Origin of the sequence: Serratia aquatilis, from assembly GCF_044865145.1 — a bacterium.
Taxonomy (GTDB): domain Bacteria; phylum Pseudomonadota; class Gammaproteobacteria; order Enterobacterales; family Enterobacteriaceae; genus Chania; species Chania aquatilis.
In genome coordinates this window covers 4,733,909-4,758,948 of the sequence record NZ_CP173186.1, presented here as the reverse complement: position 1 = coordinate 4,758,948, position 25,040 = coordinate 4,733,909, and the positions used below count along the sequence as shown (strand labels likewise).

Sequence of the window (25,040 nt, the reverse complement as noted above, 5' to 3'; positions counted from 1 at the left end):
CCTCGAAAACGCTTAAATCTGTTTTAGGGGGGCCTTGTGCCCCCCTATTTGTCTGGAGGATTTCCAAATGGCAAAAGAATTCAGCCGCGGTCAACGCGTGGCGCAAGAGATGCAAAAAGAGATTGCTATCATTTTGCAACGCGAAGTCAAAGATCCGCGCATCGGCATGGCTACCGTTTCAGGTGTGGAAGTTTCACGCGATCTGGCTTACGCCAAAGTTTACGTCACCTTCCTGAACGTCCTTACTGAAAACCACGATCCGGACCTGGTAACCAACGGTATTAAAGCGTTGCAGGACGCTTCCGGCTATATCCGGACACTGCTAGGCAAAGCGATGCGCCTGCGCGTAGTACCGGAACTGACGTTCGCCTACGACAACTCATTGGTTGAAGGCATGCGTATGTCCAACCTGGTGACGAATGTAGTGAAGAAAGACGCTGAGCGCCGCTCCGCATCAGGCGATGACGAGGAGGCTTAATGAGTCGCCCTCGCCGTCGTGGTCGTGACATCCACGGTGTACTGCTGTTGGATAAACCGCAGGGCCTGTCGTCTAACGACGCCCTGCAAAAAGTAAAGCGTATCTATAATGCCAATCGTGCGGGCCATACTGGTGCGCTCGATCCACTGGCGACCGGCATGCTGCCAATCTGCCTTGGTGAAGCGACCAAGTTCTCTCAATACCTGCTTGACTCAGACAAACGCTACCGCGTGATTGCCCGCTTGGGTCAGCGTACGGACACGTCGGATGCAGATGGGCAAGTGGTGCAAGAACGGCCTGTGAATTTCACACAACCCCAGCTTGACGCAGCTCTTGATACTTTCCGTGGCGATATTCAACAAGTCCCTTCCATGTATTCCGCGTTGAAATACCAAGGTAAGAAACTGTACGAATATGCTCGCCAGGGTATCGAAGTGCCGCGAGAGGCGCGCAGCATCACGGTTTATGAGTTGCAGTTTATCCGTTGGGAAGGGGATGAACTCGAGCTGGAGATCCACTGCTCGAAAGGCACCTATATTCGCACCATTACCGACGATCTTGGTGAATTACTGGGCTGTGGTGCGCACGTGATCTATCTGCGTCGTCTGCAGGTGGCAAAGTACCCGATTGCCCGTATGGTGACGCTGGAAGCATTAAACTCTTTATTGGAGCAGGCTCATGAAGAGGGCATTGCGCCTGGCGTTCTGCTCGATCCGTTGTTGATGCCAATGGACAGTCCCGCTGAAGATTTCCCGGAAGTGAACTTGTTACCAGCGGTAGCCGCTTACGTTAAGCAGGGGCAACCGGTGCAGGTTGCCAGTGCACCGGTTTCTGGTCTGGTACGTATTACCGAAGGCGAAGCACGGAAATTTATCGGTATTGGCGAAATTGCCGATGATGGCCGAGTTGCTCCGCGCCGTCTGGTTGTCGAATATTTCGACTGACCGACCAGCCAGGCCATCCGCAGTAGCTTGAAGGATGGTGGGGATAAGAGTAGAATGGCGCAGCTTATGCATTGGGTTGCTGAATTAGAGATCGGCACCTGTATTTATTATCTATAATCTGGAGTATTACAATGTCTCTAAGTGTTGAAGCTAAAGCTAAAATCGTAGCTGATTTCGGTCGTGATGCTAACGACAGCGGTTCTTCTGAAGTTCAGGTTGCCCTGTTGACTGCACAGATTAACCATCTGCAAGGCCACTTCTCAGAACACAAAAAAGATCACCACAGCCGTCGTGGTCTGCTGCGTATGGTTTCTCAGCGTCGTAAGCTGCTGGACTACCTGAAGCGTAAAGATGTAGCGCGTTACACCAGCCTGATCGAGCGTCTGGGTCTGCGTCGTTAATCTAGCGAGTTTCAGTGGAAAGGGGCCTAATTTGGCCCCTTTCTTCTAGGAAGCATAAGCAAATCAGGTTAATGTATTAGAGAGGACCTTCCATTACAGAGGTTCGCGCGGCTAATGAGAGCTCTTATCCCGGTGAGCGGTAAGGATTGTCATTAGTCGCGAGGATGTAGTGAGAAGGCAAGTTAAATCAAAGGCGTGTCGAGTCGTCAATACGATTGCGCGCCGCCAACCAAGGATTAAATTTTGCTGACACCGATCATTCGCAAATTCCAATATGGCCAACATACCGTCACTATCGAGACCGGTATGATGGCACGTCAAGCCACTGCTGCTGTTATGGTGAGCATGGATGATACCGCAGTATTCGTTACCGTAGTGGGCCAGAAAAAAGCCAAGCCAGGCCAGAGTTTCTTCCCACTCACCGTGAACTACCAGGAGCGTACTTACGCCGTTGGCCGTATCCCGGGGAGCTTCTTCCGCCGTGAAGGCCGCCCGAGCGAAGGCGAAACCCTGACTTCGCGCCTGATTGACCGCCCAATCCGCCCACTGTTCCCAGACAGCTTCCTGAATGAAGTACAAGTGATCGCGACCGTGGTTTCCGTCAACCCGCAGGTTAACCCTGACATTGTTGCAATGATCGGTGCTTCTGCAGCGTTGAGCTTGTCCGGTATTCCGTTCAATGGCCCAATCGGTGCTGCGCGTGTGGGTTACATCAACAACCAGTATGTGTTGAACCCAACAACTGACGAACTGAAAGAAAGTCGTCTGGATCTGGTGGTTGCCGGTACTGCAGGTGCTGTGCTGATGGTGGAATCCGAAGCTGACGTACTGAGCGAAGATCAGATGCTCGGTGCTGTGGTGTTCGGCCATGAACAACAGCAAGTGGTTATCGAAAACATTAATGCTCTGGTTGGTGAAGCGGGTAAACCGAAGTGGGATTGGCAGCCTGCCCCGGTGAACCAAGCATTGCATGCACGCGTTGCGGAACTGGCTGAAATCCGTCTGGGTGATGCTTACCACATTACCGAAAAACAGGAGCGTTACGCTCAGGTTGATGCAATCAAAGACAGCGTAGTGGAAACCCTGCTGGCTCAAGACGAAACGCTGGATGCTGGTGAAATTCAGGACATCCTGGGTACCGTTGAGAAGAATGTGGTACGTAGCCGAGTACTTCGCGGCGAACCTCGCATCGATGGCCGTGAGAAAGACATGATCCGTGGTCTGGATGTTCGTACTGGCGTTCTGCCGCGTACTCACGGTTCAGCCTTGTTCACCCGTGGTGAAACTCAGGCGCTGGTTACCGCCACGCTGGGTACCGCACGTGACGCGCAGAACATTGACGAACTGATGGGCGAGAAGACCGATAACTTCCTGTTCCACTATAACTTCCCTCCGTACTCCGTAGGTGAAACCGGCATGGTGGGTTCACCTAAGCGCCGTGAAATTGGTCATGGTCGTCTGGCAAAACGTGGCGTATTGGCTATGATGCCTAAGCCGGAGGATTTCCCGTACACCGTACGTGTGGTGTCTGAAATCACCGAATCCAACGGTTCTTCTTCAATGGCTTCCGTCTGTGGTGCTTCTTTGGCACTGATGGATGCGGGTGTGCCAATCAAGGCAGCGGTTGCGGGTATCGCAATGGGCCTGGTGAAAGAAGAAGAAAACTTTGTGGTTCTGTCTGATATTCTTGGTGATGAAGATCACCTGGGCGACATGGACTTTAAAGTGGCCGGTAGCCGTGAGGGTATCACTGCCCTGCAGATGGATATCAAAATCGAAGGCATCACCCGCGAAATCATGCAGGTAGCTCTGAACCAAGCCAAAGGTGCTCGTCTGCACATTCTGGGCGTGATGGAACAGGCAATCAGCATTCCACGTGGCGATATCTCCGAGTTTGCACCGCGCATTCATACCATTAAGATCAATCCAGACAAGATCAAAGATGTGATTGGTAAGGGTGGTTCTGTGATTCGTGCGTTGACCGAAGAAACAGGGACTACAATTGAAATTGAAGATGATGGTACAGTGAAAATCGCTGCTACCGATGGTGAGAAAGCGAAATACGCGATCCGCCGCATCGAAGAGATTACTGCTGAGATTGAAGTTGGCCGCGTGTATCAGGGTAAAGTTACCCGTATCGTTGATTTCGGTGCCTTTGTGGCCATCGGCGGCGGTAAAGAAGGTCTGGTACACATCTCTCAAATCGCTGACAAGCGCGTTGAGAAAGTGACCGATTATCTGCAAATGGGTCAGGAAGTACCGGTTAAGGTACTGGAAGTGGATCGCCAGGGCCGTGTGCGCCTCAGCATCAAAGAAGCTACGGCGCCTGAAGCGGCTGCGGCTCCTGTACCAGAAGCAGAGTAACTGTATCAGCAGTTTTACAGCCCCTTGCGCAGGCAGGGGCTGTTCTTGTCGAGCGAGTAGGATACTCGCGTATTAGCAAGCGGAGGACAGGACGTTCATCCAATGTTTGTCTTCGGGAGTGGGAAATGAAGCCTTTCTTGCGCTGGTGTTATGTTGCGACAGCACTATTGCTGGCAGGATGCAGCAACCATGATTGGCGTAAAGACGAAGTTCTGGCTATTCCGTTGCAGCCAACGCTGCAGCAGGAAGTGATCCTGGCGCGCATGGAACAAATACTTGCCAGCCGGGCACTGACGGACGAAGAGCGCGCGCAGCTTTTATATGAGCGCGGTGTGCTGTATGATAGTCTTGGGTTACGTGCACTGGCGCGCAATGATTTTTCACAAGCGCTAGCGATACGTCCTGATATGCCGGAAGTTTTCAACTACCTGGGCATTTACTTAACGCAGGCAGGCAATTTTGATGCTGCCTATGAAGCGTTTGATTCTGTACTAGAGCTTGATCCAACTTACAATTACGCGCGTTTAAACCGGGGCATCGCATTGTATTATGGCGGCCGCTTCCCGTTGGCGCAGGATGATCTGCAGGCGTTTTATCAAGACGACCCAAACGATCCCTTCCGTTCTTTATGGCTTTATCTTGCGGAAAGAGAAATCGATCCCAAGAAGGCTGTCGCAGCGCTTGAACAGCGTTACGAAAAAGCGGACAGAGGGCAATGGGGATGGAATATTGTCGAATTCTACCTGGGCAAAATCAGCGAAAAAACGCTGATGGAAAGGCTCAAGGCAGATGCAACGGATAACACTTCGCTCGCTGAGCATCTCAGTGAAACTGACTTCTATTTAGGTAAGCATTACCTAAGTCTGGGGGACAAGAACACCGCTTTGGCGCTGTTCAAACTGACGGTGGCTAACAATGTTCATAACTTTGTTGAGCACCGCTATGCATTGTTGGAATTGGCGCTGTTAGGCCAAGAACAAGACGACCTATCGGAATCGGACCAGCAATAGCTGACGGACAATTATCAGCCTGATATACATTGGTTTTTTTAACCAAAGTAATCGCCTTGGCGGGCGATGGCTTTTTTGTCTGTTTTATAATCTAATTTGAGCCGGTTCACACTTTTCAATGAAAATGACTGAAAATTTTCTCGACGAGTTATGTAGACTGGCTGCCATTATTAATGAGGCACGTGTACATGACTACTGAGTTTGAAACCTCTTTTGCTGACCTGGGGCTATCTGCTCCGATCATTTCTGCTCTGACCGATCTGGGCTACGAAAAACCATCACCGATCCAGGCTGAGTGTATTCCTCACCTGTTGAACGGCCGCGATGTACTGGGCATGGCTCAGACAGGTAGCGGTAAAACGGCAGCGTTCTCGCTGCCCCTGCTGCACAATCTGGATGCAGCTGTTAAGGCACCACAAATCCTGGTGCTGGCACCGACCCGCGAACTGGCGGTTCAGGTTGCTGAAGCAATGACCGATTTCTCCAAACACATGCACGGCGTGAACGTAGTGGCACTGTACGGTGGCCAACGTTACGACGTGCAACTGCGTGCTCTGCGTCAGGGCCCGCAAATTGTAGTAGGTACTCCAGGCCGTCTGCTGGATCACCTGAAACGCGGTACGCTGAATCTCTCCGGCCTGAAAGGTCTGGTGCTGGACGAAGCTGACGAAATGCTGCGCATGGGCTTTATTGAAGATGTAGAAACCATTATGGCGGAGATCCCGGCTGAGCATCAGACCGCGCTGTTCTCTGCAACCATGCCGGAAGCGATTCGTCGTATTACACGCCGCTTTATGAAAGATCCGCAGGAAGTACGTATTCAGTCCAGCGTCACTACTCGTCCAGACATCAGCCAGAGCTACTGGACTGTGCAGGGGATGCGTAAAAACGAAGCTCTGGTGCGTTTCCTGGAGTCAGAAGATTTTGATGCAGCGATTATTTTCGTACGCACCAAGAATGCGACCCTGGAAGTAGCTGAAGCGCTGGAGCGCAGCGGTTACAACAGCGCAGCGCTGAACGGCGATATGAACCAGGCCCTGCGTGAGCAGACTCTGGAACGTCTGAAAGATGGTCGTCTGGACATTCTGATTGCTACCGACGTTGCAGCCCGTGGTCTGGACGTTGAGCGTATCAGCCTGGTAGTAAACTATGATATCCCAATGGATTCAGAGTCTTACGTTCACCGTATTGGTCGTACAGGTCGTGCGGGTCGTGCTGGCCGTGCGTTGCTGTTCGTTGAAAACCGCGAACGCCGCCTGCTGCGCAACATTGAACGCACCATGAAGCTGACTATTCCTGAAGTTGAACTGCCAAATGCAGCACTGTTGGGTGAGCGTCGCTTGGCCAAGTTTGCCGCTAAAGTACAGCAACAGCTGGAAAGCAGCGATCTGGACATGTACCGTGCACTACTTGCTAAACTGCAACCGGCAGAAGAGCTGGATATGGAAACGCTGGCCGCAGCACTGCTGAAAATGGCTCAGGGCGAACGTCCTCTGATCCTGCCACCGGATCCTGTGTTCAAACCGCGTCAACGCCGTGAGTTTAACGATCGTGATGAACGTGGTGGCGAGCGTCGTCGTGATGCACGTCCAGATAGCCGTGAAGGTGCAGGTGAGCGTCCACGTCGCGAGCGTCGTGACGTGGGTGAAATGCAACTGTACCGGATTGAAGTGGGCCGCGATGATGGTGTGGAAGTGCGTCATATTGTTGGTGCAATTGCCAACGAAGGTGACATCAGCAGCCGCTATATCGGTAATATCAAGCTGTTTGCTTCTCATTCTACTATCGAGCTGCCAAAAGGCATGCCGGGCGAGATCCTGAATCACTTTACCCGTACCCGTATTCTGAACAAGCCGATGAATATGCAACTACTGGGTGATGCACTGCCAAACGAGCGCCGTGAGCGTCGTGAAGGTGGCGCAGGTAATGGCGGTGAACGCCGTGGTGGTGGTGCACGTCCGTTCAACGGTGAACGCCGTGAAGGGGCAGGTGCTGCTCCGCGTCGTTCTTTCAGCGAGCGTCGTGAAGGTGGCGCAGGTAATGGCGGTGAACGCCGTGCTGCCAAACCAGCCCCACGCCGTGATGATGCCGCACCAGCTGCACCACGCCGTCGTTTTGGTGATGCATAATTGTTGATATAACCTTTTAGGGTTAATTAATATACTAAAACCAGCCTTCGGGCTGATTCAGACTGCTGACAAACCCCGTTATTAGGGAGAGCGTGCCGATGGGGTCGTAACGGCGTAAGCCGTCGGAGCGCCCCTCGGTGCGCTAGGCCCGGGTATCTCGGGTCAGAAGGCGACTTTGTCATCAACCTCAACCAGCCTTCGGGCTGGTTTTTTTATGTCTAAAGTCGCAGCACATCCTGTTAACAGGCGTATTATCTGACGGCTTATTTTTCGGATGTTTCGCACGGGAGATGCCATGAGCTGGCAGCAATTCAAATCTCAATATCTGGTGCGCTTTTGGGCACCTATGCCTGCGGTGATCGCCGCAGGGATACTCTCTACCTATTATTTCGGTATGACAGGCACTTTCTGGGCCGTGACGGGTGAGTTTACCCGCTGGGGCGGACACGTATTGCAATGGTTTGGTTTCCACCCTGAACAGTGGGGGTATTTTAAGGTGATTGGCCTGCAGGGGACACCGCTGGAGCGTATAGATGGGCGCATGATTATCGGCATGTTTGCTGGCTGTATTGCTGCGGCACTATGGGCTAACAATATAAAACTTCGCATGCCGCAACACCGTATTCGCATTATACAGGCATTGCTGGGTGGGATTATTGCCGGTTTTGGGGCACGTTTAGCTATGGGGTGTAATCTAGCGGCCTTTTTTACCGGTATTCCACAATTTTCTCTGCATGCCTGGTTTTTTGCGCTGGCTACTGCGGTAGGTTCTTACTTCGGTGCCAAATTTACTCTGCTGCCAATGTTCCGCATTCCGGTAAAACTGCAGAAAGTTAACGCAGCCTCGCCATTAACGCAAAAACCTAAGCAGGCACGCAGCCGATTTCGATTGGGAATGGTGATCTTTTGTCTCGCGATTGCCTGGTCGCTGTGGACACTGTTCGATGCCCCTAAAATGGGGGTCGCGATGCTATTTGGCATTGGCTTCGGTTTGCTGATTGAACGGGCACAGATCTGTTTCACCTCCGCGTTTCGCGATTTGTGGATCACAGGCCGTACCCACATGGCTAAAGCGATTATTCTCGGTATGGCGGTGAGCGCCATCGGTATCTTCAGCTATGTACAGTTGGGAGTATCACCGAAAATTATGTGGGCCGGGCCTAACGCTGTACTGGGTGGCTTGCTGTTCGGTTTTGGTATTGTGCTGGCTGGGGGGTGCGAAACCGGTTGGATGTATCGTGCGATTGAAGGACAGATCCATTACTGGTGGGTAGGTTTGGGTAACATTATTGGTGCTACGCTGCTGGCTTATTACTGGGATGCTCTGTCGCCTGCTCTTGCCACCCGTTACGACAAGATTAACCTATTAGATACCTTCGGGCCAATTGGCGGACTGCTGGTAACCTATCTGATGTTGGCCATTGCCTTTGCCGCCATGTTGTGGTGGGAGAAACGTTTCTTCCGTGCCAAACAGGATGCCTCAGTGGTGAACTTAAGGAGTGAAGCATGAAACAGGTAGAGTTAGTGCCGGATTACCGCCTGGACATGGTGGGGGAACCTTGCCCGTACCCGGCTGTGGCAACGCTGGAGGCGATGCCACAGCTAAAGGTGGGCGAAATACTGGAAGTGATCAGTGATTGCCCGCAGTCGATTAATAACATTCCACTCGATGCACGGAATCACGGCTACACAGTGTTGGATATTCAGCAGGATGGCCCAACTATTCGGTACTTGATCCAGCGTTGAAAGAGTTATGGGCGCCGTAATGGCGCCCATACTTATACCTTCACCAAATTATTTTTTACCCCGGCAACAATCTCGAACGAGCGCAAGCGCGCCTGATGATCGAAGATCTGGCCATTAACCATGATTTCATCCGCTGCGGTTTCATGCAGCAAATTCAGCAATCCTTGGCGAACGGTGTTTTCACAACCGACAATCGACATGCGTAGCGCTTGCTCAACCCCATATTGCTCACCAGCGCTCCATAAGGCGTGAATGTTATCTACTGGCGGCGGCAGAGGGCCTGGCGAGCCGCGGCGCAGGTTGATGAACTGCTGTTGCATAGAGGTAAACAGGAAGCGTGCATCGTTATCACTCTCGGCAGCAATCACATTCACACAAACCATTGCATGGGCTTTCCGGCACTGCTTTGAAGGGGTGAAGTTTTCACGGTAAAGCTCCAGGGCTTGGAACAACATATCTGGTGCAAAGTGAGAGGCAAAAGCAAAAGGCAAACCGAGTTTTGCCGCCAACTGCGCACTGTAGAGGCTGGAGCCCAACAGCCAGATAGGGACATTTAATCCCTGGCCCGGTACCGCCTGTACTGCTTGCCCTGGTTGTACTTCACCGAAATAAAGCTGCAATTCTTGCACGTCACGTGGGAAGTTATCTACCTCGCCAGAGAGATGGCGGCGCAGCGCCATCATCGTGCGTTGATCTGTTCCTGGAGCCCGGCCAAGCCCCAGATCGATACGCCCAGGATAGAGTGATTCCAGAGTGCCAAACTGTTCGGCAATCACCAGCGGCGCATGGTTTGGCAACATCACTCCACCGGATCCCAGGCGAATACTTTGTGTTCCCGCCGCCAGATAGCCCAGTAACACCGATGTAGCCGCACTGCCGATACCGGTCATATTGTGGTGTTCTGCCAGCCAGTAACGCTGGTAGCCCCACTGTTCGGCATGCTGAGCCAGGTCCAGTGAGTAATGAAACGCATCACGCGCTTTGGCTCCCAAAGGGATCGGGGATAAATCCAGCACCGAAAGCGGCACCTGTGTATTTTCAGTCATTTCATCGTCCATTGTGCTGATACCCAAATGGGTTGGGCATGGGGTTCATCGCTTAAAGGGCGAGCGCAGAAATCTGCAAGCCGTTCCAGCATAATTCAATTCACGGATGAAGAAGAGGATATCCGTGCTGGTAATCCTCCCTTCTAGGCCCGTGGTGCCGTCGCAGACCCAAAAGCGCGTTATCAAGGCGGAGGGGGAAGGGCAGAGTGGCCCTCTGTTCAAGCCCGACAACACAGAAAACGGGCTTTTGGGGCGCGACCCTTCGGGCTGGGGCCATTTGCGCGCATTGCTGCGTTGCTCGCCGCTTATTTGGTCCACCAAACCTCACGACTCACGCCTTGCCCTGCGCGCAAATGACCGCCAGCGGCGCTCGCGTGCAATTGAGGGACACAGCCTAATACCCTCCACCCAATGGCCGCACACTTCCTTCCTATTTTCCTGATTTCATGTAAGAAAATTCGGCTGATTTGGTAAGAATGTTAATTAAAATATCAACATGTTATGCGAATGTTAATTATTTTTAATTAGGAATATTCTTGGGTGTGAGCTGAAATTATATTAAAAAAAGATAATTCTACTTTTTCAATTACTGGAGTAGAAGTTTGTTTAAGCATTCACATTAACAAGGTTTTTGCTTTCTTTAATCAAGATTTCGATGATTTCATATTTAAGAAGATGCTTAAAACTTATTTAAAATCAATTGATTGATTTTGATAGTTAGAGAGCGGGATGAGGTGGGGAATATTGTGTATGAGTGTGCTACAAGAAACCATATATTCCTGAAAAAAAGAAATAATTTGGTTTTTTAATGTTAGTCAATGATATTTAACAATAAAAAACAGAATATATATTCGAATAAATTTAAAAAATAGTGTTTTATGCTTATACATAAGTTATTTTGTATGTTTAGAGTTTTAATTCTTAAAAATTATAAATAAAGGTGAAATAATCTGTTTTTTACTCATCACTTTTAGTTAATTGGATTTAAATTCTGCGCTTTACGCATTTTCTTAAATGTTTATGAATTGACATTCATACCGCAGACCATAATATGTACTTGGCCGACATATGCTAGACCTCCGATTTATAAATAAAATATCAGGGCGGTTGTAGCAGTATTACAACGGTGATGCGATGGGGTAATAATGGATATAATGACTCAAAAGAAAGAGGCTGCAGGGACAGTTATCATCAGCGAACAGACTAGGTTGTTTCTTTTTGGTTATATTGTTAATAATGAGTTCCAGATAGATGCCGAGTCAGGTACGGTAATTAAACTCTACAATAATATAGATTGTGGCACGCATTCGGATTATCATTTTAGTAATTACCTAAAACTGCATAAAACGATGATGAGACTATTGCTCTATTTATTAGAGAATGCAAATTTTGGTTATGTTTCTAATAGAGATATCCTTGTGCATGTGTGGGAGAACTATAATCTGTCCTCATCTTCCACCAGGTTAATTCAAGTGATTAGCAAGCTTAAAGAGCGGTTAGCAGTAATTGGTATTGATGATAGCTTTATTAAAGCTTCGCGTGGTAAGGGATATACATTGCAAGGATCGCTGATTGTACCTTTGTACAGTTTTTCAGGTACAGATAATAGGGAGACTGGATTTCACTACTCGGTGAAATAATGGCTCTGAACCTATGCTTCAACCCGAAGATTCAGAGTATTCAAGGACAATTAACAGGATGACTATTTAAATGAAAAGAAATACTCTATTAGTGGCGATAGCATGCGCCTTAGGCACTATTGCGGCAACTCCTGCTTTCGCTAGTAATGGTAATATCAATTTCGAGGGTGAAGTCACTACCACGACTTGTTTGATTAACGGTCAAAATCCAAATCTCGGCGATGTTGATGTCGACGTTGACCTGAAACAGGTTGAGGTTAGTTCGCTGAATTTTGCCGGTGCAGTGGCCAACGCAACACCATTTAAAATCACCTTGGGTGGTAATGGTGATCCCGACTGCACCAATGGGAAGATGGCTAAAGTGCATTTCGAACCGAACAGCCCTGCTATCGATTCAAACACTGGCTGGTTGAAAAATATTGATGCTTCGGCGACACCAGCAAGTAACGTTGAAATTCAAATCCTGAATGCCGATGACAATCAAGTTATCGATCTCAGGGACGATTCGAGTGTTCCTAGTAAAATGATCGTCGATAACACGGCAGTGTACAATTATTTCGGTCAGTACGTTGCTGTTAATGGCCCGGCAACGGCCGGTAAAGTGGCTTCTACGGTCAAATACACTATTGTCTATCAATAATATGTAGTGAAAAGGCCCTGGTTACACAGGGCCTATTTAATACCGTCATACTCAAACCATTTCAAGCTAGAGGTTGAAGGTGAGCCTGTGGATTGAAATTCTGGATATATTTACGAGGCGATTATGCCCTTCATGGAAAGATACTGGTTAGGATTTTTATTCCTTATTTTGGGGTTGTTTTCATCATGCCTAAATGCGGGGATTGTTATTTCTGGTACTCGTGTTATCTACCCTTCTAATAAAAAAGAAGTCACTCTGAAGTTGGAAAATAAAAGCCGTTTTCCTCTTCTGGTGCAGTCCTGGATTGATGCGGGGGATGCTAACGCGCTTCCTGAAGATAGCGATGTGCCTTTTACTATTATGCCCCCCGTTTCACGTGTTGAACCCAATAAGGCACAAACTCTGCGTATTACCGCAGCACCGACCAGAAACCTGGCAACCGATCGCGAAACACTTTACTGGATCAACGTGCTTGAAGTGCCGCCTCAGTCGAAAGGTGACAAGAATTACCTTTCCATTGCCTATCGTAACCGTCTGAAAGTTTTCTATCGGCCTGCTGCTTTGCAAGGGCTGTCAACTGAGGTTATCGCGAAGGTGACCTGGCGTTTGCAAGGGGAAAAATTGATTGGCAACAACCCTACACCTTATTACATCAGTTACGCCTCAGTACGAGTCCCTGGGATAGGGATAGCGGCGGTGGCGGGCAGTGAGGGTGGCATGATTGCGCCTTTTTCCGAGCAGACCTTTCAGGTAAAACGCAGCCGCACCAACGCTGGGCTGCCAAACACAGTAATGGTTAATGCCGTCAATGACTATGGGTCTTTTGTTGAAAAAACATACTCATTGAGTCGTTAGTATTAACCATTTTTCAGGATTATTGGCTTATCTGAGTCGCCAAGGATGCTATGACTACGCATAAACTGGCAAATAGTAGTGGACTGAAATGGATCCTTTCCTGTGCCATGATTTCGGCCAGTTCTACCTATGCCGCAGAACCGCTGGAAGAAGTGAGATTTGATCCCAGCTTTTTTCCAGGGGGAAAGGCCGGGAAATTCGATCCGGCCCAATTTAGCCGCGCCAACGTTGTTGTCCCCGGAGTCTATAATGCGCGGATCGAGCTAAATGGCCAATTGCTCGGTGAAGAGGAGATCAATTTTCAATTGAAGGCAGGTAGTCGCTTTGATTCCACTCCTTGTTTCAAAGGTAGTTTCTTTACTTTGCTTAACCTGAGTGAAAAACGGCTCTTGGAGCAAAGCCCCCCACAGCCGTTGAGTCAACTGGAAGCTGAAGGATATTGCGGTTCGCTCAGCGATATTCTGCCGGGGGCGATGTCCGATTTTGACCTCGGTGAACAAAAGCTGGCGATCTCAATACCACAGCTGCTATTGAATAGAATGCCGCGAGGTTATGTCAGCCCTAAACTTTGGCAGGATGGTTTGACGGCGTTGATGATTAACTATAACGCCAACGTCTATCAATCCAAACAGCGTGAGGATACCAACACCTACAGTTTTATCGGGCTACGCAATGGCTTGAACTTTGGCCCCTGGCGCCTGCGCAACAACGGTACTGCCAATTGGGGCTCCAACGGTGCTCAGGGCTACAAGAGCACATCCACCTACCTTGGTCGTGATATTACGCTACTGAAATCCCAGGTGATTATCGGTGATGCCTTCACTAGCGGTGAGCTTTTTGACGGTATACGTTTCCGTGGCGTCAGGCTGTATTCAGATGACCGTATGTTACCGGACTCTCTGCGTGGCTATGCGCCCGTGATACGTGGTGTTGCCAATACTAATGCCAGAGTCACTATTGAGCAGAATGGCTTTACCATTTATACAACCACCATATCGCCGGGGCAGTTTGAGATTAACGATCTCTACCCTACTAGTTATGGCGGTGAACTGACGGTTCGGGTAGAAGAAGCCAATGGGCAGGTACGCACTTTTTCTGTCCCTTATGCTTCGGTCACGCAGATGCTGCGGCCTGGCGTGAGCCGCTATGAATTCGCTGCGGGCAAAGTGAATAGTGTCGGGCTGTCTGATAAGCCTGGCTTCGGCAGCCTGACGTATCAGCTTGGTCTGAATAATCTCATCACGGGTTATACCGGCGTTGTAGGCAGTCAGGGCTATTTCTCAGCGCTAATTGGTAGCGCAATGAATACCCCCTTTGGCGCATTCTCTTTTGATGTGACCCAATCGATCGCCCGGCTGCCAGAGCAGGATCAACGTTCAGGGCAAAGCTACCGTATCGGTTTTAGCAAGGTCTATCCGGAAACGCGAACCAGTTTCTCGGTAATGGCGTATCGATACTCAACTGACCGCTTTTTGAGCCTGAATGATGCCGTACACCTGCGCGATCTGTTGCTGCGCAACGAAGACATTAATAGCTATGGACGCCAGCGCAGTGTGTTTTCGCTCTCGGTGAGCCAGCCGCTGGGAGAACGCTGGGGAAGCCTGTATGCCACCGGCAACCATGCCACCTACTGGAGTGACAAGGGCTCCCAGCAAAGTATGCAGGTAGGTTATAGCAACTTCTGGCGCAACCTCAGTTATACATTTGCGATAAGCCGGACGCTGAGCGGCCAGGCATCTGGGCTCTTGGATAGCTCACCGGATCGGCGGGAAACCCAGTACTCGCTGAGTCTTTCACTGCCGCTAGGTTCGAGCACACACGCCCCCACGCTCAATTTCACCGGAGTGACCGACAGCAAAGGCAGTAACGGCCTAATCGGGCTGTCTGGTAATGCCGGTGAGCAGAATCAGTTTAACTATGTGGTCAGCACCAGCCGTGATACCGCCTCTAATACCAACTTCTTCAGTAGCGGGGTGGGCTACCGCGCTTCGCAGGCCAACTTGAACGCCAGTTACAGCTATGGGCAGGGCAACCAGCAGCTTTCTTCCGGTATTGATGGTGCCATTGTTGTTCACCGTGGTGGTATTACTCTGGGGCAATCGCTGGGGGAAACTGGTGGCCTAGTACGTGCTCCAGGGGCAAAGGGTGCGCTGGTTACCAGTGCTTCTGGCGTTGAGGTGGATCGTTTTGGTTATGCGATTGTGCCCTACCTGCGGCCTTACTACCTCAACCAGGTGGATATCGATCCGAATGGGATTTCGCAGGACGTTGAGCTGCTTTCCAGCAGCAGTTCTGCGGTGCCTCGCGCCGGTGCGCTGGCGTTGCTTGATTATGAAACCAAGACCAGCAAGGTAACCTACATCAAAGCGAAGCGGCACGATGGCTCGCCACTCCCCTTTGCGGCCAACGTTTACGATGCACAAAACAACGCTATCGGGGTGGTTGCGCAGGCGAGCCTGTTGGTTGTCCATGACCTTGCCCAGTCAGGCGTTCTGCAGGTGAGATGGGGGGATGCCCAGAAAGAACGCTGCAGCATTCATTACTCATTACCTACCTCCTCGTCAGAGGGGGAGCAACAGGTGATCCCGGGTGTCTGCCAGTAGCCGAGTGCCGAGGCAAATGAGGAAACAGATGAAAAAAAGAATCGCGCCAGGTATGGTGATGTTACTGCTATCTCTCACATGCCTACCTATAAAAAATACGCTGGCTGAAACTGCCGGCTGCGGTTGGGATAGCAGTTCCACCGTTGTTGCTCCGCTCGAAACCCGTCTGAATATCGGCGGTAACGTAACCGTTGGAGAAAATCTGCCTGTTGGCAGTGTGATCTACTCCCAGCGTATTCAGACCAATGGTAGTGGGGCTGTCCTACTGTGCAAGGCGGGGAGCTACGATCTGGTCGGTACCCTTACCAGCGCGCCTTATGGTCAGTCAAGCTACAGTGCTGGTACGTCACCTATCGTATTCAATACCAATATTCCAGGTGTCGGGATCGCAATGTGGCAGAGCACTCCTGATGGAAGTACGCAACGTTTGCCGATCCCAGGGAGGATCACCGCATATCTTTCAAATAGCAGCGATACCCTCGTGAATTTTTCTGGTCAGAATGGTGATGCTCCGCTCAGCTTCAATATTGATTTTATTAAAACCGATAACGTTGTTGGCAGTGGAACAATCACCGGCAGTGACTTGCCCAAGTTCAGTACCTCGCTGGACGGTAATGGCGTGAACTTTGGCTACCGTAGAACTATCGTTCTCGGCAATTTGACGGTGATCCCAGCCACCTGCAACGTGGGCAGTAACTATTATCTGCCGCTTGGGGAACATTACCCGGATGAATTCAACGGAGTTGGTAGCACGGCTGGCAGCGCCGAAACCCAGATCGTCCTCTCAGGTTGCCCGGCCTTTTATGGCACAACTTCTTATGGTGTTATCAAACCCAATGTTGTCAGCATCAAACTCACGCCACGTAACGGGTATGAAGATGCCGATCAGGGTATCTCGAAGCTGAATACATCGTCAGGGGATGCGGCGTCTGGAGTCGGTGTTCAACTGAGCTTCAAGCAGGAGAATGGCGGTTACCAGATTGCCAAGTTCAACCAGGATATCGATCTGTCGAACTTTATTACTTTCTTGGAAGATCGCGCCAGCGATTACAGCCTAGGCGTCAAGGCTACCTATATTCAGACCTCAATGCCTATCCGACCAGGCAAGGCCGATGCTCAAATAGAGTTTATGATCATCTATCAGTGATCGGGGGGCGTGAGATGCGCATAGCAAGTATATTGAGAAAAACCGCTGTTCTGGTGCTGTTCTGTTGCGTGGTAAGCGTGCAGGCTGCGTCTAACGGTGTATTGAACGTCACAGGCTCCATCAAGAGTGCTACCTGTTATTTCGACAGTGTAGAGGGGCAAGACAATAAAACCTATGACTGGACGCTGCCTCAGGTGTATACGGGCAACCTTGATCGCGCAGGGAAGACCTCGGGCCGTAAAAAAAGCAGCATCTTTCTGGGGGGAGTACACTGTACTAACGGTTATACGCCTTATATCACTTTGCATAATGGGGCCACCGTCAGCGCGCAGACGGGGAATCTGGTCAATACCCTGAGTGATGAGGCCGATAATGTTCAAATCAGGCTGCTGATGAATGACACGCCGCTGGATCTACGCGGCAGTCCGCGCGTTGGTTGTGCGGTGATTGTTAATCGCCAGAGCCAGTGTGATATTGAATATGAATATTATGCCACCGGGGCGGCGACGTCTGGCAAAGTGAAAAGCACGATACAGTTTGATATCTCCTACGACTGAGGAGCGCACGCAGCCAGAAAAGGGGAGTGATAAGCCTCCCCTATACTAGGCTGTGTCCCTTAATTGCCCGTGGTGCCGTCGCAGACCCAAAAGCCCGTTATCAAGGCGGAGGGTGAAGGGCAGAGTGGCCCTCTGTTCAAACCCGACAACACAGAAAACGGGCTTTTGGGGCGCGACCCTTCGGGCTGGGGCCATTTTCGCGCATTGCTGCGTTGTTCGCCGCTTATTTGGTCCACCAAACCTCGCGGCTCTCGCCTTGCCCTGTGCGCAAATGACCGCCAGCGGCGCTCGCGTGCAATTAAGGGACACAGCCTAGGCTCCAACAGATAGCACTGATGCCGGCATGAACAACACCGTATCGCTATTGGTGGTTATGGCACCAGCTCCAACCCGGCCACACGCCGCCAGTAGCCGTTGCATTCTGCATGGTCGATGAGTGTTAGCGGCTGAGTTCCTTGCTCATTGGCCCGGAAACTGTCGAACAACGCTAATGTTTCTACACCCTGTGGCGAAACGCGCACGATATCAACCAACTCGTGCATTCCTGTGAGTTCGTTTCCGAGGTTGTAGCAATAACCGCTCATGGTTTGAATGCCATTCAGCACAAACACCTGCTGGTTCTCCTGCGAGTTGACGATCCTACCCTGAGGATATTTGATGCAGCAGGTCTCACACTCATCTTTGCCACGGTTTTCCGAACGGGCGGTAAAGCAACGTGCCGAGTATGCCAGTGGCAGATGGCCGTAGCCCAAAACCTCCACTTCAAACTGATTGCGGAACCCCAACTCCTCGCATTGCTTCAACAGGTTCGTTAACCAATCGCGTGAGAGCTCTACTGGCATGCACCAACGCATCATGCCTTGCTTGTGTAACAGGCGCAGCGTGTAGGCGTTGTAGCAATTAAGGGCATGACCGGCGACAAACGGTAGGTTGCGCTCGGCGGCCAGATTTACCGTGCCCAGATCGTTGGCCTCTATCAGGAAATCACCGTTTTCAACATAGCGCTTCAACTCGTTCAACTCGGAAGGGGCCTGTAGCAGAGCCAAGGTCGATAGCACCACCTGCTTGCCGGATTTAGCAATTTCCCGCGCCAGTGCCAGCCAGTCTGCTACTTTCATCTCGCGCCGTTTGGAACAGACGCTTTCCCCCAGATAGATAATATCGGCGCTACTGACGACGGCCTGTTGATAAAAGGCTTCCACATCTTTTTTTGGCCAGTAGTAGAGTACTGGGCCTAATGCATATTTCATGGTTCCTCCAGCTACTGCCATTTGCGATGATACGCGCCAAGGGTGGTTTGGGTGCCTTCGGAAATCGCACCGAGCGTCTCCATCCAGGCAGCCTCAGCCTGATAGCCAGCGGGATTGGCTTTACAGCGATCGATCGCCTGGCGCCATACCTGTGTCACCTGGCTAACATAAGCCGGGCTGCGCTGGCGGCCTTCGATTTTTACCGAAGCAATATTGGCGGCGAACAGTTCTGGCAGTAGCTCCAGCGTATTCAGGCTGGTGGGTTCTTCCAGTGGATGATAGAGCACGTTATCCACCCGATAGCGGCCTTTGCATAGGGTGGGGTAACCGGCGTTTTCCCCGTCCTGATAGCGATCGATCAGCACATTATTCAAGCGCGATTCCATACCTTGTGGCGTTTGCTGCCAGCGTACAAAACGTGCGGGAGAACAGGCCCCAACGGTATTGGGCGACTCACCAGTCAGATAGGAGGAAAGGTAACAGCGCCCTTCGGCCATAATGCACAGACTGCCAAAGGCAAACACTTCCAGCGGAACGGGGCTGGTTCGTGACAACTGTTTCACCTGATGCATTGAAAGCACACGCGGCAACACCACACGCGCGACATCAAAGTGACGTTGATAATAACGAATGGCTTCTTCATTGGTGGCGGAGGCTTGTACCGAAACATGGCGTTCCAACTGCGGATAGCGTTCTGCCGCATACTCCAGCATCGCTAAATCCGCCAGAATCAGCGCATCGGCTCCCAACTGCGCCGCCATATCTACGGCACGCTGCCAACGCGCATAACCATCGGGGTGAGCAAAGGTATTGATAGCGATGTGCAACTTGCGGCCATGCTTGTGCACATAGTCTGCCGCTTCCTGTAGTTTTTTCTCGGTAAAATTCAGCCCGGCGAAGTGGCGCGCATTGGTATCATCTTTCAGACCGATATAAACGGCATCAGCGCCATTATCCACCGCGGCTTTCAAGGCTGGCAGATTGCCAGCGGGACAAAGCAGCTCCATAGATATTTCCTGATTCAGTCATATGCCTAGCGAGGTATATGCTGTGATAAGCGTAGCCGGGTGTAACTTGGCCCGGCAATAATGTAAATGGGGCACAATTTTAGTGAAACTGGCACTCACTGGCTTTGATTTGAGGCAGTTTCTGGCGTATTGATAGAAAGGTAATCACGGATGTGAATTGCACTATACCCTTCATACTTCAAGTTGCTTGGGTGTTGGCTGCGCTTACTCACCCCAGTCACATAGTTATCTATGCTCCTGGGGCTTCGCAAGCTTGCCGCGTTACTCGGCCCAAAATTGGGCCTCGCCCCTACGGGGCCAGCGCAAGCGCTGTTCAAAAACGCATTGCGTTTTTGTCAAGCAACCCGAATTATTTTGAGTATATTTGTTGATATAGGCCGGTTATACGGTGCTTCAATGTGGCAAAATAGCCCAAGATTGAGTTGAAAGGAGTGAATGACAGTGTTGGGAAAACTACGAGCACGCATAGTGCGCCAAGGGCCGTCGCTGTTGCGCGTACCATTAAAATTCACGCCGTTTGCTCTGCAGCGCCGGCTTCTTGAGCAGGTACTGAGCTGGCAATTTCGTCAGGCGTTGGCGGATGGCGATTTAGAGTTTCTCGAATCGCGCTGGCTGAAGATTGAAGTACGCGATCTGGCGTTACAATGGTTTATGACAGTAGAGAACGATAGGCTGGTGGTGAGCCAACAGGCTGAAGCCGACGTTAGTTTCAGCGGCGAAGCCAACGATCTGATCTTGATTGCGGCGCGTAAGCAAGATCCCGACACGCTGTTTTTCCAGCGTCGGTTGCAGATTGAAGGAGATACAGAATTGGGCCTGTATGTAAAAAATCTGATGGATGCCATCGATCTGGATTCGATGCCTTCGACGTTACGTGTTGCCCTGCTGCAACTGGCTGATTTTGTCGAAGCAGGCTTGCAGGAGGACACGGTGCAACCTGCCCGTGTTACGCAGCCATGCTGATCCGTGTTGAAATTCCGGTAGACGCCGCAGGCATTGATGCCCTGTTGCGCAATGCATTTGGTCGTGATGATGAAGCCGAACTTGTGCAGCAACTGCGTGAAGATGGGTTACTGACGTTGGGCATTGTTGCCACTGATGATCAAGGTGGCGTGGTGGGCTATGCAGCTTTCAGCCCGGTTGACGTTGCTGGTGTTGATCGGCAATGGGTTGGCCTGGCACCAATCGCGGTAGAAGAAAGCCTACGCCGCCAAGGTTTAGGCGAAAGACTGGTCTACGAAGGGCTGGATGCATTGAATGAGTTCAGCTATGCCGCAGTTGTGGTGCTGGGTGAACCCGCCTACTACGGGCGCTTCGGTTTCAAAACGGCGGCCCAGTTCGGCTTGAGTTGCCGCTGGCCGGGAACGGAAGCGGCATTCCAGGTCTATCCGCTGGCAGAAAACGCGCTGGATGGCGTGCAGGGGCTGGTTGAGTACTCGGCACCTTTTAATCGTTTTTAGCCACGGGTAGTAAATATTCCAATGAGGGAGGCGGGTTTATTACCAGCTTCTCTTTTTGTTTTTTGCTCAATTGCTTAACCCGATACTCCAGCCTCAGAGCGGTTGAGCGGTCCCCCACCATGCAGTGAAAAACCAGCTCCAGCTCTCCTTTCCCACGCAGGGCTTTGGCCCCTTTACCGGCCTGATGCTGCGCAACACGCCGCATAACATCGGTCGTGATGCCGGTATACAGCATTCCACCCGGCATCCGCAGCATATAGAGATGCCAGAGCAAGTCAGTCATAACGGCTTGTGCAATGTTTCATACGGAGTTCCGGAAGATAAACACTGCCATTTTTCAGTGTTAGCGGCTTGAGTTCAACAGATAAATAACAAAACCTGCTCCCTACTAACTTGAGAACACATTGCCAACCAGCAGTGCCAGCGCAATCACCGGTATTGTCAACAGCCCCCCCGAAAGTAGCAAAACCAGCTTAAGGCCAGTAGTCAGTTGAAGAAGCGGCCAGTGACTGGCAACTGCCAATATGACCGTACACAACAGTACGCCAGCACTGTACAAGCCGGGATTATATTGCCAGGTGATCATCGCTCGTGAAATGTGCATGAGCGTATTTAATCCAAGCCCGCCGGCTAAAATGAACCCCAACTTCATCCAGATACCCGATGCGCCGAACCCTATTGCTACACAGGGTATTGCTGCCATCAGCGTCAGGAAAATCATGGCGTACCCAAGCGGTTCGGACGCATACAGTCTGGCAGGCAATTTAAATGGCAGTTGCTGGATTGGATGCTGCGTTATCCAGAGCCATTCTTCTGCATTATGGATGGCAAATGCTACCAGCATGGCCATCCAGTATCCCTTCTGTATCATCATTGCAAGCCACGGCCGATCGCTTCTGCCAGACTCTGTATATATTCTGGTTTACGAAGCATTGAGTAATGGTTGCCCAGTGTGGGTACTACTTTCAATCTCTGGCTCAACAGATGCTGCCAGTTATCTGCCCCATGTCGGCCAATATGCAGACACTCCAGTACCAACGGGTTTTCTGGCTCCTGCGCTTCGATGAGTACGGTAGGTACATGTAACTGGTCATCCGGATGCCAGTGTTTCAGCGCATGGTGGTTATCACACCAGATTTTGAAGAACCGATACAGTTCTTGTTCAAAATCCTCAGACCAACGGTCTTTACCTATTCGTGTCAGAATTTGCCGCATGGTGAGGCCGGAAAAATCCGTAGTTGGGGCATCAAAACCGGGAAGCAGTTCAGGTAGAAGATGCACGAATGCCTTGGGGTAATCTGGAGGTAAATGATTACTATCCAGATACGATGCTGGTGGATGTGAATCGAGCAGTAAAACTTTATGTACCTGCTGGCCACGTGCCTGCAATTCCATGGCCATGTTAAATGCTACGTTACCACCGAATGAATATCCACCCAGGATGAGCGATGATGGATCGCCCAGTTCGCTAATCTCGTCCAGGTAGCGCGATGATAATGCTCGTATAGAGCGGCCTTGCTGTTCACTATGGGTCGGATAGGTAATGCCGTAGACAGCGTATTCGCTCGGTAGGTTTTTGGCGAGTGAAGCGTAGCCAAGGACGGAGCCGCCAGCCGGATGCACCAGACACAATTTGGCTCCCGGACCTGAACGCAGCGGTACAAGCAGACCGCCAGAAGTCTTGCCTGGTGCCTGACCCGCAAAGCAGGAAGAGTCCGGTGTTTTCTGCGGTTTGGCATGATTTTGTATGCGCTGCACAATCTGGTTTACAGTGCGTCCTGCTTCGATATCTTCAAAACCGATTGTGACATGTAGGCGATCGCGTATCTGAGTTACGGCGTCAACCAGCCCCATAGAATCCAGGCCGCTATCTAGCAAATCGTCATCACCTCGCAAGTTGGCATTACTAAGCAGCTTGGAAAAAATCTCGGTGATAACTTCGCTCCACTGCTCCTGCGCCAAGGGTTCGGCTGAAAGCGTTGCCACGTCAGGTATCGTGGCAGTATGTTGTGCTGACTGATGATCAGGCCAGTAACGATGTGCTTGCATTGGCTGCCCAGGCATCGACAGTCGCTGTGCAAACTGGATGTTGCCCAGCCAGGATAAGGTTGATTCTTCTGGTATGGGGTTCAATTCGAGTAAGCCAGCTGCCAGCGCGCCCAAACGTTCGACTAACTGGATACGATTTGACGCCCGGAGTATACCGCCAATATTCAAACGGCGACGCCCGATGCCGAGTGTCAAGGCCATGTCATCAAGTCTGGCGGACGGATTAGCTTCGATGAATACGCTCAGTTGGTGCGCCAGTTTGACGATTTCTTCCCGATTTTTTCCCGTAATAACAAAGCCAAACTCACTTTCAGGTACAGGAGGCCGCTCTGTTTCAGGTTCAGCGCGAACAATGACATGTACATTGGAACCCCCGATACCAAAGGCACTGACCGCAGCCGCTTGTATGGGGGAATCGACATGGACGGTTTTAGGGCTGACAACAAACCCACGTTTTTCCAATTGCAGTGCTGGGTTGGTACGCTGGCAGGAAATCTGCCCCGGTATCTGCTGATGTTGCAGGATTTTCACTGCCTTGATCAGGCCGGTTACACCCGCTGCGGCATCAAGATGCCCAATATTGGCTTTAACACTGCCTAGGTAACACATGGATTTCTCACTATGCTCTTGGTCACGTCCATAGGCACGGGCCAGGGACTGGACTTCGATTGGATCCCCCAGATAGGTGCCAGTCCCATGTGCTTCAATGTAGCCGATCTCAGTGTGACTGATCTGTGCGTCTGACAATGCATCTGCAATAACTTCTGCCTGCCCACATGGACTGGGGGCGGTGAAGCCAACCTTATCTGCTCCATCGTTATTCACCGCGCTGCCAATAATAGATGCCCGGATATGGTCCTTGTCAGCCACAGCATCCTGATATCGACGCAACACAACAACGGCGACACCATTACCTTTCACTGTACCTGCTGCGTTATCAGCAAAGACCCGGCACTTGCCATCAGGAGATAAGATACCTTTTTCTTTGTAAAGATAGCCTGCCTGCTGTGGGAAGCTGATGCTGACTCCTCCCACCACTGCCAGATCGCAATCGTGGGCCAGCAAGGCCGCTCGGGCAACATGTAGTGCCGTCAGGGAACTGGAGCACGCAGTTTGAACCGTGAGTGACGGACCGGTCAGACCAAGAAAATAGCTGGTACGGGTTGCCAGGAAATCCTTGTCATTGCCTATCAGCGTGGAGTAATCAACGCCTTGCGGATCCCATACCCCGTGCGGTGCAATATGCGCCAGATAACTACTGCTGGTGGTCGAACCAAACACTCCGATCCTTAACCGTGACACATCGCCCGCATGTCCGGCATCTTCCAGGGCGCGCCATGTTGTCTCCAGAAACAAACGTTGCTGCGGATCCATCAGCATGGCTTCGGCATCGCTGATACCAAAAAACGCAGCATCGAAATATTCTGCCTGATGCAAAGGTGCGCAGGCGCGTACGTAGTATGGGTGATCGATCAATGATTGGGGGATCTCGGCTTGCTGCAGTTCTTGTGCCGACAACTCACGAATGCTGCTTCTTTCATGCAAAAGGTTTTGCCAAAACTCATCCAGATTTTCTGCTCCCGGCAAACGGCCTGCCATACCAATAATGGCGATATCAGCGGTTTGTGGCACGTTATCCGAAGTGGGGGCAGGGTTTTGTGTAGTGATATAATCCATTTTAAATCAATCTCCC

At 51.0% G+C, this 25,040-nt stretch carries 23 protein-coding genes; 17 read left to right on the top strand and 6 right to left on the bottom strand.

Going from position 1 to position 25,040, the window contains the following annotated elements:
- Window positions 1-67: 67 nt before the first annotated feature.
- The 9 genes from rbfA to yedF all read left to right on the top strand — a co-directional run bounded on the left by rbfA (window position 68) and on the right by yedF (window position 9,072).
- On the top strand, window positions 68-478 hold the full coding sequence (gene rbfA / locus SAQUA_RS21525) for a 30S ribosome-binding factor RbfA (protein ID WP_380676236.1): 411 nt from the start codon (window positions 68-70) through the stop codon (window positions 476-478).
- Window positions 478-1,422, top strand: a complete 945-nt coding sequence (truB, locus tag SAQUA_RS21520; protein ID WP_380676234.1) for a tRNA pseudouridine(55) synthase TruB — start codon at window positions 478-480, stop codon at window positions 1,420-1,422. The genes rbfA and truB overlap by 1 nt, the downstream gene beginning before the upstream one ends.
- A 131-nt stretch (window positions 1,423-1,553) precedes the next feature.
- The gene (rpsO, locus tag SAQUA_RS21515) at window positions 1,554-1,823 is read left to right on the top strand and encodes a 30S ribosomal protein S15 (RefSeq protein ID WP_380676231.1); all 270 of its coding nucleotides are present in this window, start codon (window positions 1,554-1,556) and stop codon (window positions 1,821-1,823) included.
- 243 nt (window positions 1,824-2,066) lie between these two features.
- Window positions 2,067-4,187: a polyribonucleotide nucleotidyltransferase gene (gene pnp, locus SAQUA_RS21510; protein ID WP_380676229.1), complete on the top strand. Its 2,121-nt coding sequence runs from the start codon at window positions 2,067-2,069 to the stop codon at window positions 4,185-4,187.
- Window positions 4,188-4,312: 125 nt separating this feature from the next.
- A complete protein-coding gene (gene nlpI / locus SAQUA_RS21505; protein ID WP_380676227.1) occupies window positions 4,313-5,197 on the top strand; it encodes a lipoprotein NlpI in 885 nt (294 codons plus the stop codon).
- Window positions 5,198-5,315: 118 nt separating this feature from the next.
- Window positions 5,316-5,396, top strand: coding sequence for a protein YrbN (gene yrbN / locus SAQUA_RS21500; protein WP_096335046.1), 81 nt, complete (start codon window positions 5,316-5,318; stop codon window positions 5,394-5,396).
- Entirely contained in the window at window positions 5,386-7,326 is a 1,941-nt protein-coding gene (locus SAQUA_RS21495) for a DEAD/DEAH family ATP-dependent RNA helicase (RefSeq protein WP_380676225.1), read from the top strand. Before yrbN ends, SAQUA_RS21495 begins: the two co-directional genes overlap by 11 nt.
- Window positions 7,327-7,621: 295 nt before the next feature.
- Window positions 7,622-8,836: a selenium metabolism membrane protein YedE/FdhT gene (gene yedE / locus SAQUA_RS21490; RefSeq protein ID WP_380676223.1), complete on the top strand. Its 1,215-nt coding sequence runs from the start codon at window positions 7,622-7,624 to the stop codon at window positions 8,834-8,836.
- The gene (yedF, locus tag SAQUA_RS21485; RefSeq protein ID WP_317694335.1) at window positions 8,833-9,072 is read left to right on the top strand and encodes a sulfurtransferase-like selenium metabolism protein YedF; all 240 of its coding nucleotides are present in this window, start codon (window positions 8,833-8,835) and stop codon (window positions 9,070-9,072) included. Before yedE ends, yedF begins: the two co-directional genes overlap by 4 nt.
- Window positions 9,073-9,104: 32 nt before the next feature.
- Here the strand turns inward: yedF and SAQUA_RS21480 are convergent, their stop codons facing one another.
- Complete coding sequence (locus SAQUA_RS21480) at window positions 9,105-10,130, bottom strand: luciferase-like monooxygenase (protein ID WP_380676221.1); 1,026 nt, start codon at window positions 10,128-10,130, stop codon at window positions 9,105-9,107.
- A 1,133-nt stretch (window positions 10,131-11,263) separates the two neighbouring features.
- Here SAQUA_RS21480 and SAQUA_RS21475 point away from each other — a divergent pair.
- The 6 genes from SAQUA_RS21475 to SAQUA_RS21450 all read left to right on the top strand — a co-directional run bounded on the left by SAQUA_RS21475 (window position 11,264) and on the right by SAQUA_RS21450 (window position 17,560).
- Window positions 11,264-11,758, top strand: coding sequence for a transcriptional regulator (locus tag SAQUA_RS21475; protein WP_380676219.1), 495 nt, complete (start codon window positions 11,264-11,266; stop codon window positions 11,756-11,758).
- 70 nt (window positions 11,759-11,828) lie between these two features.
- A complete protein-coding gene (locus SAQUA_RS21470) occupies window positions 11,829-12,398 on the top strand; it encodes a fimbrial protein (protein WP_380676217.1) in 570 nt (189 codons plus the stop codon).
- A 123-nt stretch (window positions 12,399-12,521) separates the two neighbouring features.
- A complete protein-coding gene (locus tag SAQUA_RS21465) occupies window positions 12,522-13,253 on the top strand; it encodes a molecular chaperone (protein WP_404413103.1) in 732 nt (243 codons plus the stop codon).
- Window positions 13,254-13,303: 50 nt separating this feature from the next.
- On the top strand, window positions 13,304-15,856 hold the full coding sequence (locus tag SAQUA_RS21460; RefSeq protein WP_380676213.1) for a fimbria/pilus outer membrane usher protein: 2,553 nt from the start codon (window positions 13,304-13,306) through the stop codon (window positions 15,854-15,856).
- A 28-nt stretch (window positions 15,857-15,884) separates the two neighbouring features.
- On the top strand, window positions 15,885-17,003 hold the full coding sequence (locus tag SAQUA_RS21455) for a fimbrial protein (RefSeq protein WP_380676211.1): 1,119 nt from the start codon (window positions 15,885-15,887) through the stop codon (window positions 17,001-17,003).
- Between the two features lie 14 nt (window positions 17,004-17,017).
- Entirely contained in the window at window positions 17,018-17,560 is a 543-nt protein-coding gene (locus SAQUA_RS21450) for a fimbrial protein (RefSeq protein WP_380676209.1), read from the top strand.
- A gap of 371 nt (window positions 17,561-17,931) precedes the next feature.
- Here the strand turns inward: SAQUA_RS21450 and SAQUA_RS21445 are convergent, their stop codons facing one another.
- On the bottom strand, window positions 17,932-18,810 hold the full coding sequence (locus SAQUA_RS21445; RefSeq protein ID WP_380676207.1) for a U32 family peptidase: 879 nt from the start codon (window positions 18,808-18,810) through the stop codon (window positions 17,932-17,934).
- 11 nt (window positions 18,811-18,821) lie between these two features.
- The gene (locus tag SAQUA_RS21440; protein ID WP_380676205.1) at window positions 18,822-19,817 is read right to left on the bottom strand and encodes a peptidase U32 family protein; all 996 of its coding nucleotides are present in this window, start codon (window positions 19,815-19,817) and stop codon (window positions 18,822-18,824) included.
- A gap of 462 nt (window positions 19,818-20,279) precedes the next feature.
- On the opposite strand from SAQUA_RS21440, the gene SAQUA_RS21435 reads away from it, so the two are divergent.
- Both SAQUA_RS21435 and SAQUA_RS21430 read left to right on the top strand, forming a co-directional pair.
- Window positions 20,280-20,801: an SCP2 domain-containing protein gene (locus SAQUA_RS21435; protein WP_380676574.1), complete on the top strand. Its 522-nt coding sequence runs from the start codon at window positions 20,280-20,282 to the stop codon at window positions 20,799-20,801.
- Window positions 20,795-21,298 (top strand): GNAT family N-acetyltransferase, encoded by a 504-nt coding sequence (locus SAQUA_RS21430; RefSeq protein WP_380676203.1) that lies wholly within the window; start codon window positions 20,795-20,797, stop codon window positions 21,296-21,298. Before SAQUA_RS21435 ends, SAQUA_RS21430 begins: the two co-directional genes overlap by 7 nt.
- Here the strand turns inward: SAQUA_RS21430 and SAQUA_RS21425 are convergent.
- The 3 genes from SAQUA_RS21425 to SAQUA_RS21415 form a co-directional block, all read right to left on the bottom strand.
- Window positions 21,285-21,581: a GIY-YIG nuclease family protein gene (locus tag SAQUA_RS21425; protein ID WP_380676201.1), complete on the bottom strand. Its 297-nt coding sequence runs from the start codon at window positions 21,579-21,581 to the stop codon at window positions 21,285-21,287. The two genes, SAQUA_RS21430 and SAQUA_RS21425, sit on opposite strands and share 14 nt — an antisense overlap.
- A gap of 105 nt (window positions 21,582-21,686) precedes the next feature.
- Window positions 21,687-22,172 (bottom strand): HXXEE domain-containing protein, encoded by a 486-nt coding sequence (locus SAQUA_RS21420; protein ID WP_380676199.1) that lies wholly within the window; start codon window positions 22,170-22,172, stop codon window positions 21,687-21,689.
- Window positions 22,169-25,024 carry a beta-ketoacyl synthase N-terminal-like domain-containing protein gene (locus tag SAQUA_RS21415; RefSeq protein ID WP_380676197.1) on the bottom strand — a complete coding sequence of 952 codons (2,856 nt, stop codon included), beginning with the start codon at window positions 25,022-25,024 and terminating at the stop codon, window positions 22,169-22,171. The genes SAQUA_RS21420 and SAQUA_RS21415 overlap by 4 nt, the downstream gene beginning before the upstream one ends.
- Between the last annotated feature and the right edge of the window lie 16 nt (window positions 25,025-25,040).

Excerpts from the sequence above, each read along its gene's own strand:
- SAQUA_RS21415 (WP_380676197.1), bottom strand. The coding sequence starts at position 25,024 with ATGGATTATATCACTACACAAAACCCTGCCCCCACTTCGGATAACGTG.
- SAQUA_RS21445 (WP_380676207.1), bottom strand. The coding sequence starts at position 18,810 with ATGAAATATGCATTAGGCCCAGTACTCTACTACTGGCCAAAAAAAGAT.
- SAQUA_RS21430 (WP_380676203.1), top strand. The coding sequence starts at position 20,795 with ATGCTGATCCGTGTTGAAATTCCGGTAGACGCCGCAGGCATTGATGCC.
- SAQUA_RS21470 (WP_380676217.1), top strand. The coding sequence starts at position 11,829 with ATGAAAAGAAATACTCTATTAGTGGCGATAGCATGCGCCTTAGGCACT.
- yedE (WP_380676223.1), top strand. The coding sequence starts at position 7,622 with ATGAGCTGGCAGCAATTCAAATCTCAATATCTGGTGCGCTTTTGGGCA.
- truB (WP_380676234.1), top strand. The coding sequence starts at position 478 with ATGAGTCGCCCTCGCCGTCGTGGTCGTGACATCCACGGTGTACTGCTG.
- SAQUA_RS21465 (WP_404413103.1), top strand. The coding sequence starts at position 12,522 with ATGCCCTTCATGGAAAGATACTGGTTAGGATTTTTATTCCTTATTTTG.
- SAQUA_RS21425 (WP_380676201.1), bottom strand. The coding sequence starts at position 21,581 with ATGACTGACTTGCTCTGGCATCTCTATATGCTGCGGATGCCGGGTGGA.
- yrbN (WP_096335046.1), top strand. The coding sequence starts at position 5,316 with ATGAAAATGACTGAAAATTTTCTCGACGAGTTATGTAGACTGGCTGCC.
- SAQUA_RS21480 (WP_380676221.1), bottom strand. The coding sequence starts at position 10,130 with ATGGACGATGAAATGACTGAAAATACACAGGTGCCGCTTTCGGTGCTG.
- rpsO (WP_380676231.1), top strand. The coding sequence starts at position 1,554 with ATGTCTCTAAGTGTTGAAGCTAAAGCTAAAATCGTAGCTGATTTCGGT.
- yedF (WP_317694335.1), top strand. The coding sequence starts at position 8,833 with ATGAAACAGGTAGAGTTAGTGCCGGATTACCGCCTGGACATGGTGGGG.
- SAQUA_RS21420 (WP_380676199.1), bottom strand. The coding sequence starts at position 22,172 with ATGATGATACAGAAGGGATACTGGATGGCCATGCTGGTAGCATTTGCC.
- SAQUA_RS21450 (WP_380676209.1), top strand. The coding sequence starts at position 17,018 with ATGCGCATAGCAAGTATATTGAGAAAAACCGCTGTTCTGGTGCTGTTC.
- nlpI (WP_380676227.1), top strand. The coding sequence starts at position 4,313 with ATGAAGCCTTTCTTGCGCTGGTGTTATGTTGCGACAGCACTATTGCTG.
- rbfA (WP_380676236.1), top strand. The coding sequence starts at position 68 with ATGGCAAAAGAATTCAGCCGCGGTCAACGCGTGGCGCAAGAGATGCAA.
- SAQUA_RS21455 (WP_380676211.1), top strand. The coding sequence starts at position 15,885 with ATGAAAAAAAGAATCGCGCCAGGTATGGTGATGTTACTGCTATCTCTC.
- SAQUA_RS21440 (WP_380676205.1), bottom strand. The coding sequence starts at position 19,817 with ATGGAGCTGCTTTGTCCCGCTGGCAATCTGCCAGCCTTGAAAGCCGCG.
- SAQUA_RS21475 (WP_380676219.1), top strand. The coding sequence starts at position 11,264 with ATGGATATAATGACTCAAAAGAAAGAGGCTGCAGGGACAGTTATCATC.
- SAQUA_RS21495 (WP_380676225.1), top strand. The coding sequence starts at position 5,386 with ATGACTACTGAGTTTGAAACCTCTTTTGCTGACCTGGGGCTATCTGCT.
- SAQUA_RS21460 (WP_380676213.1), top strand. The coding sequence starts at position 13,304 with ATGACTACGCATAAACTGGCAAATAGTAGTGGACTGAAATGGATCCTT.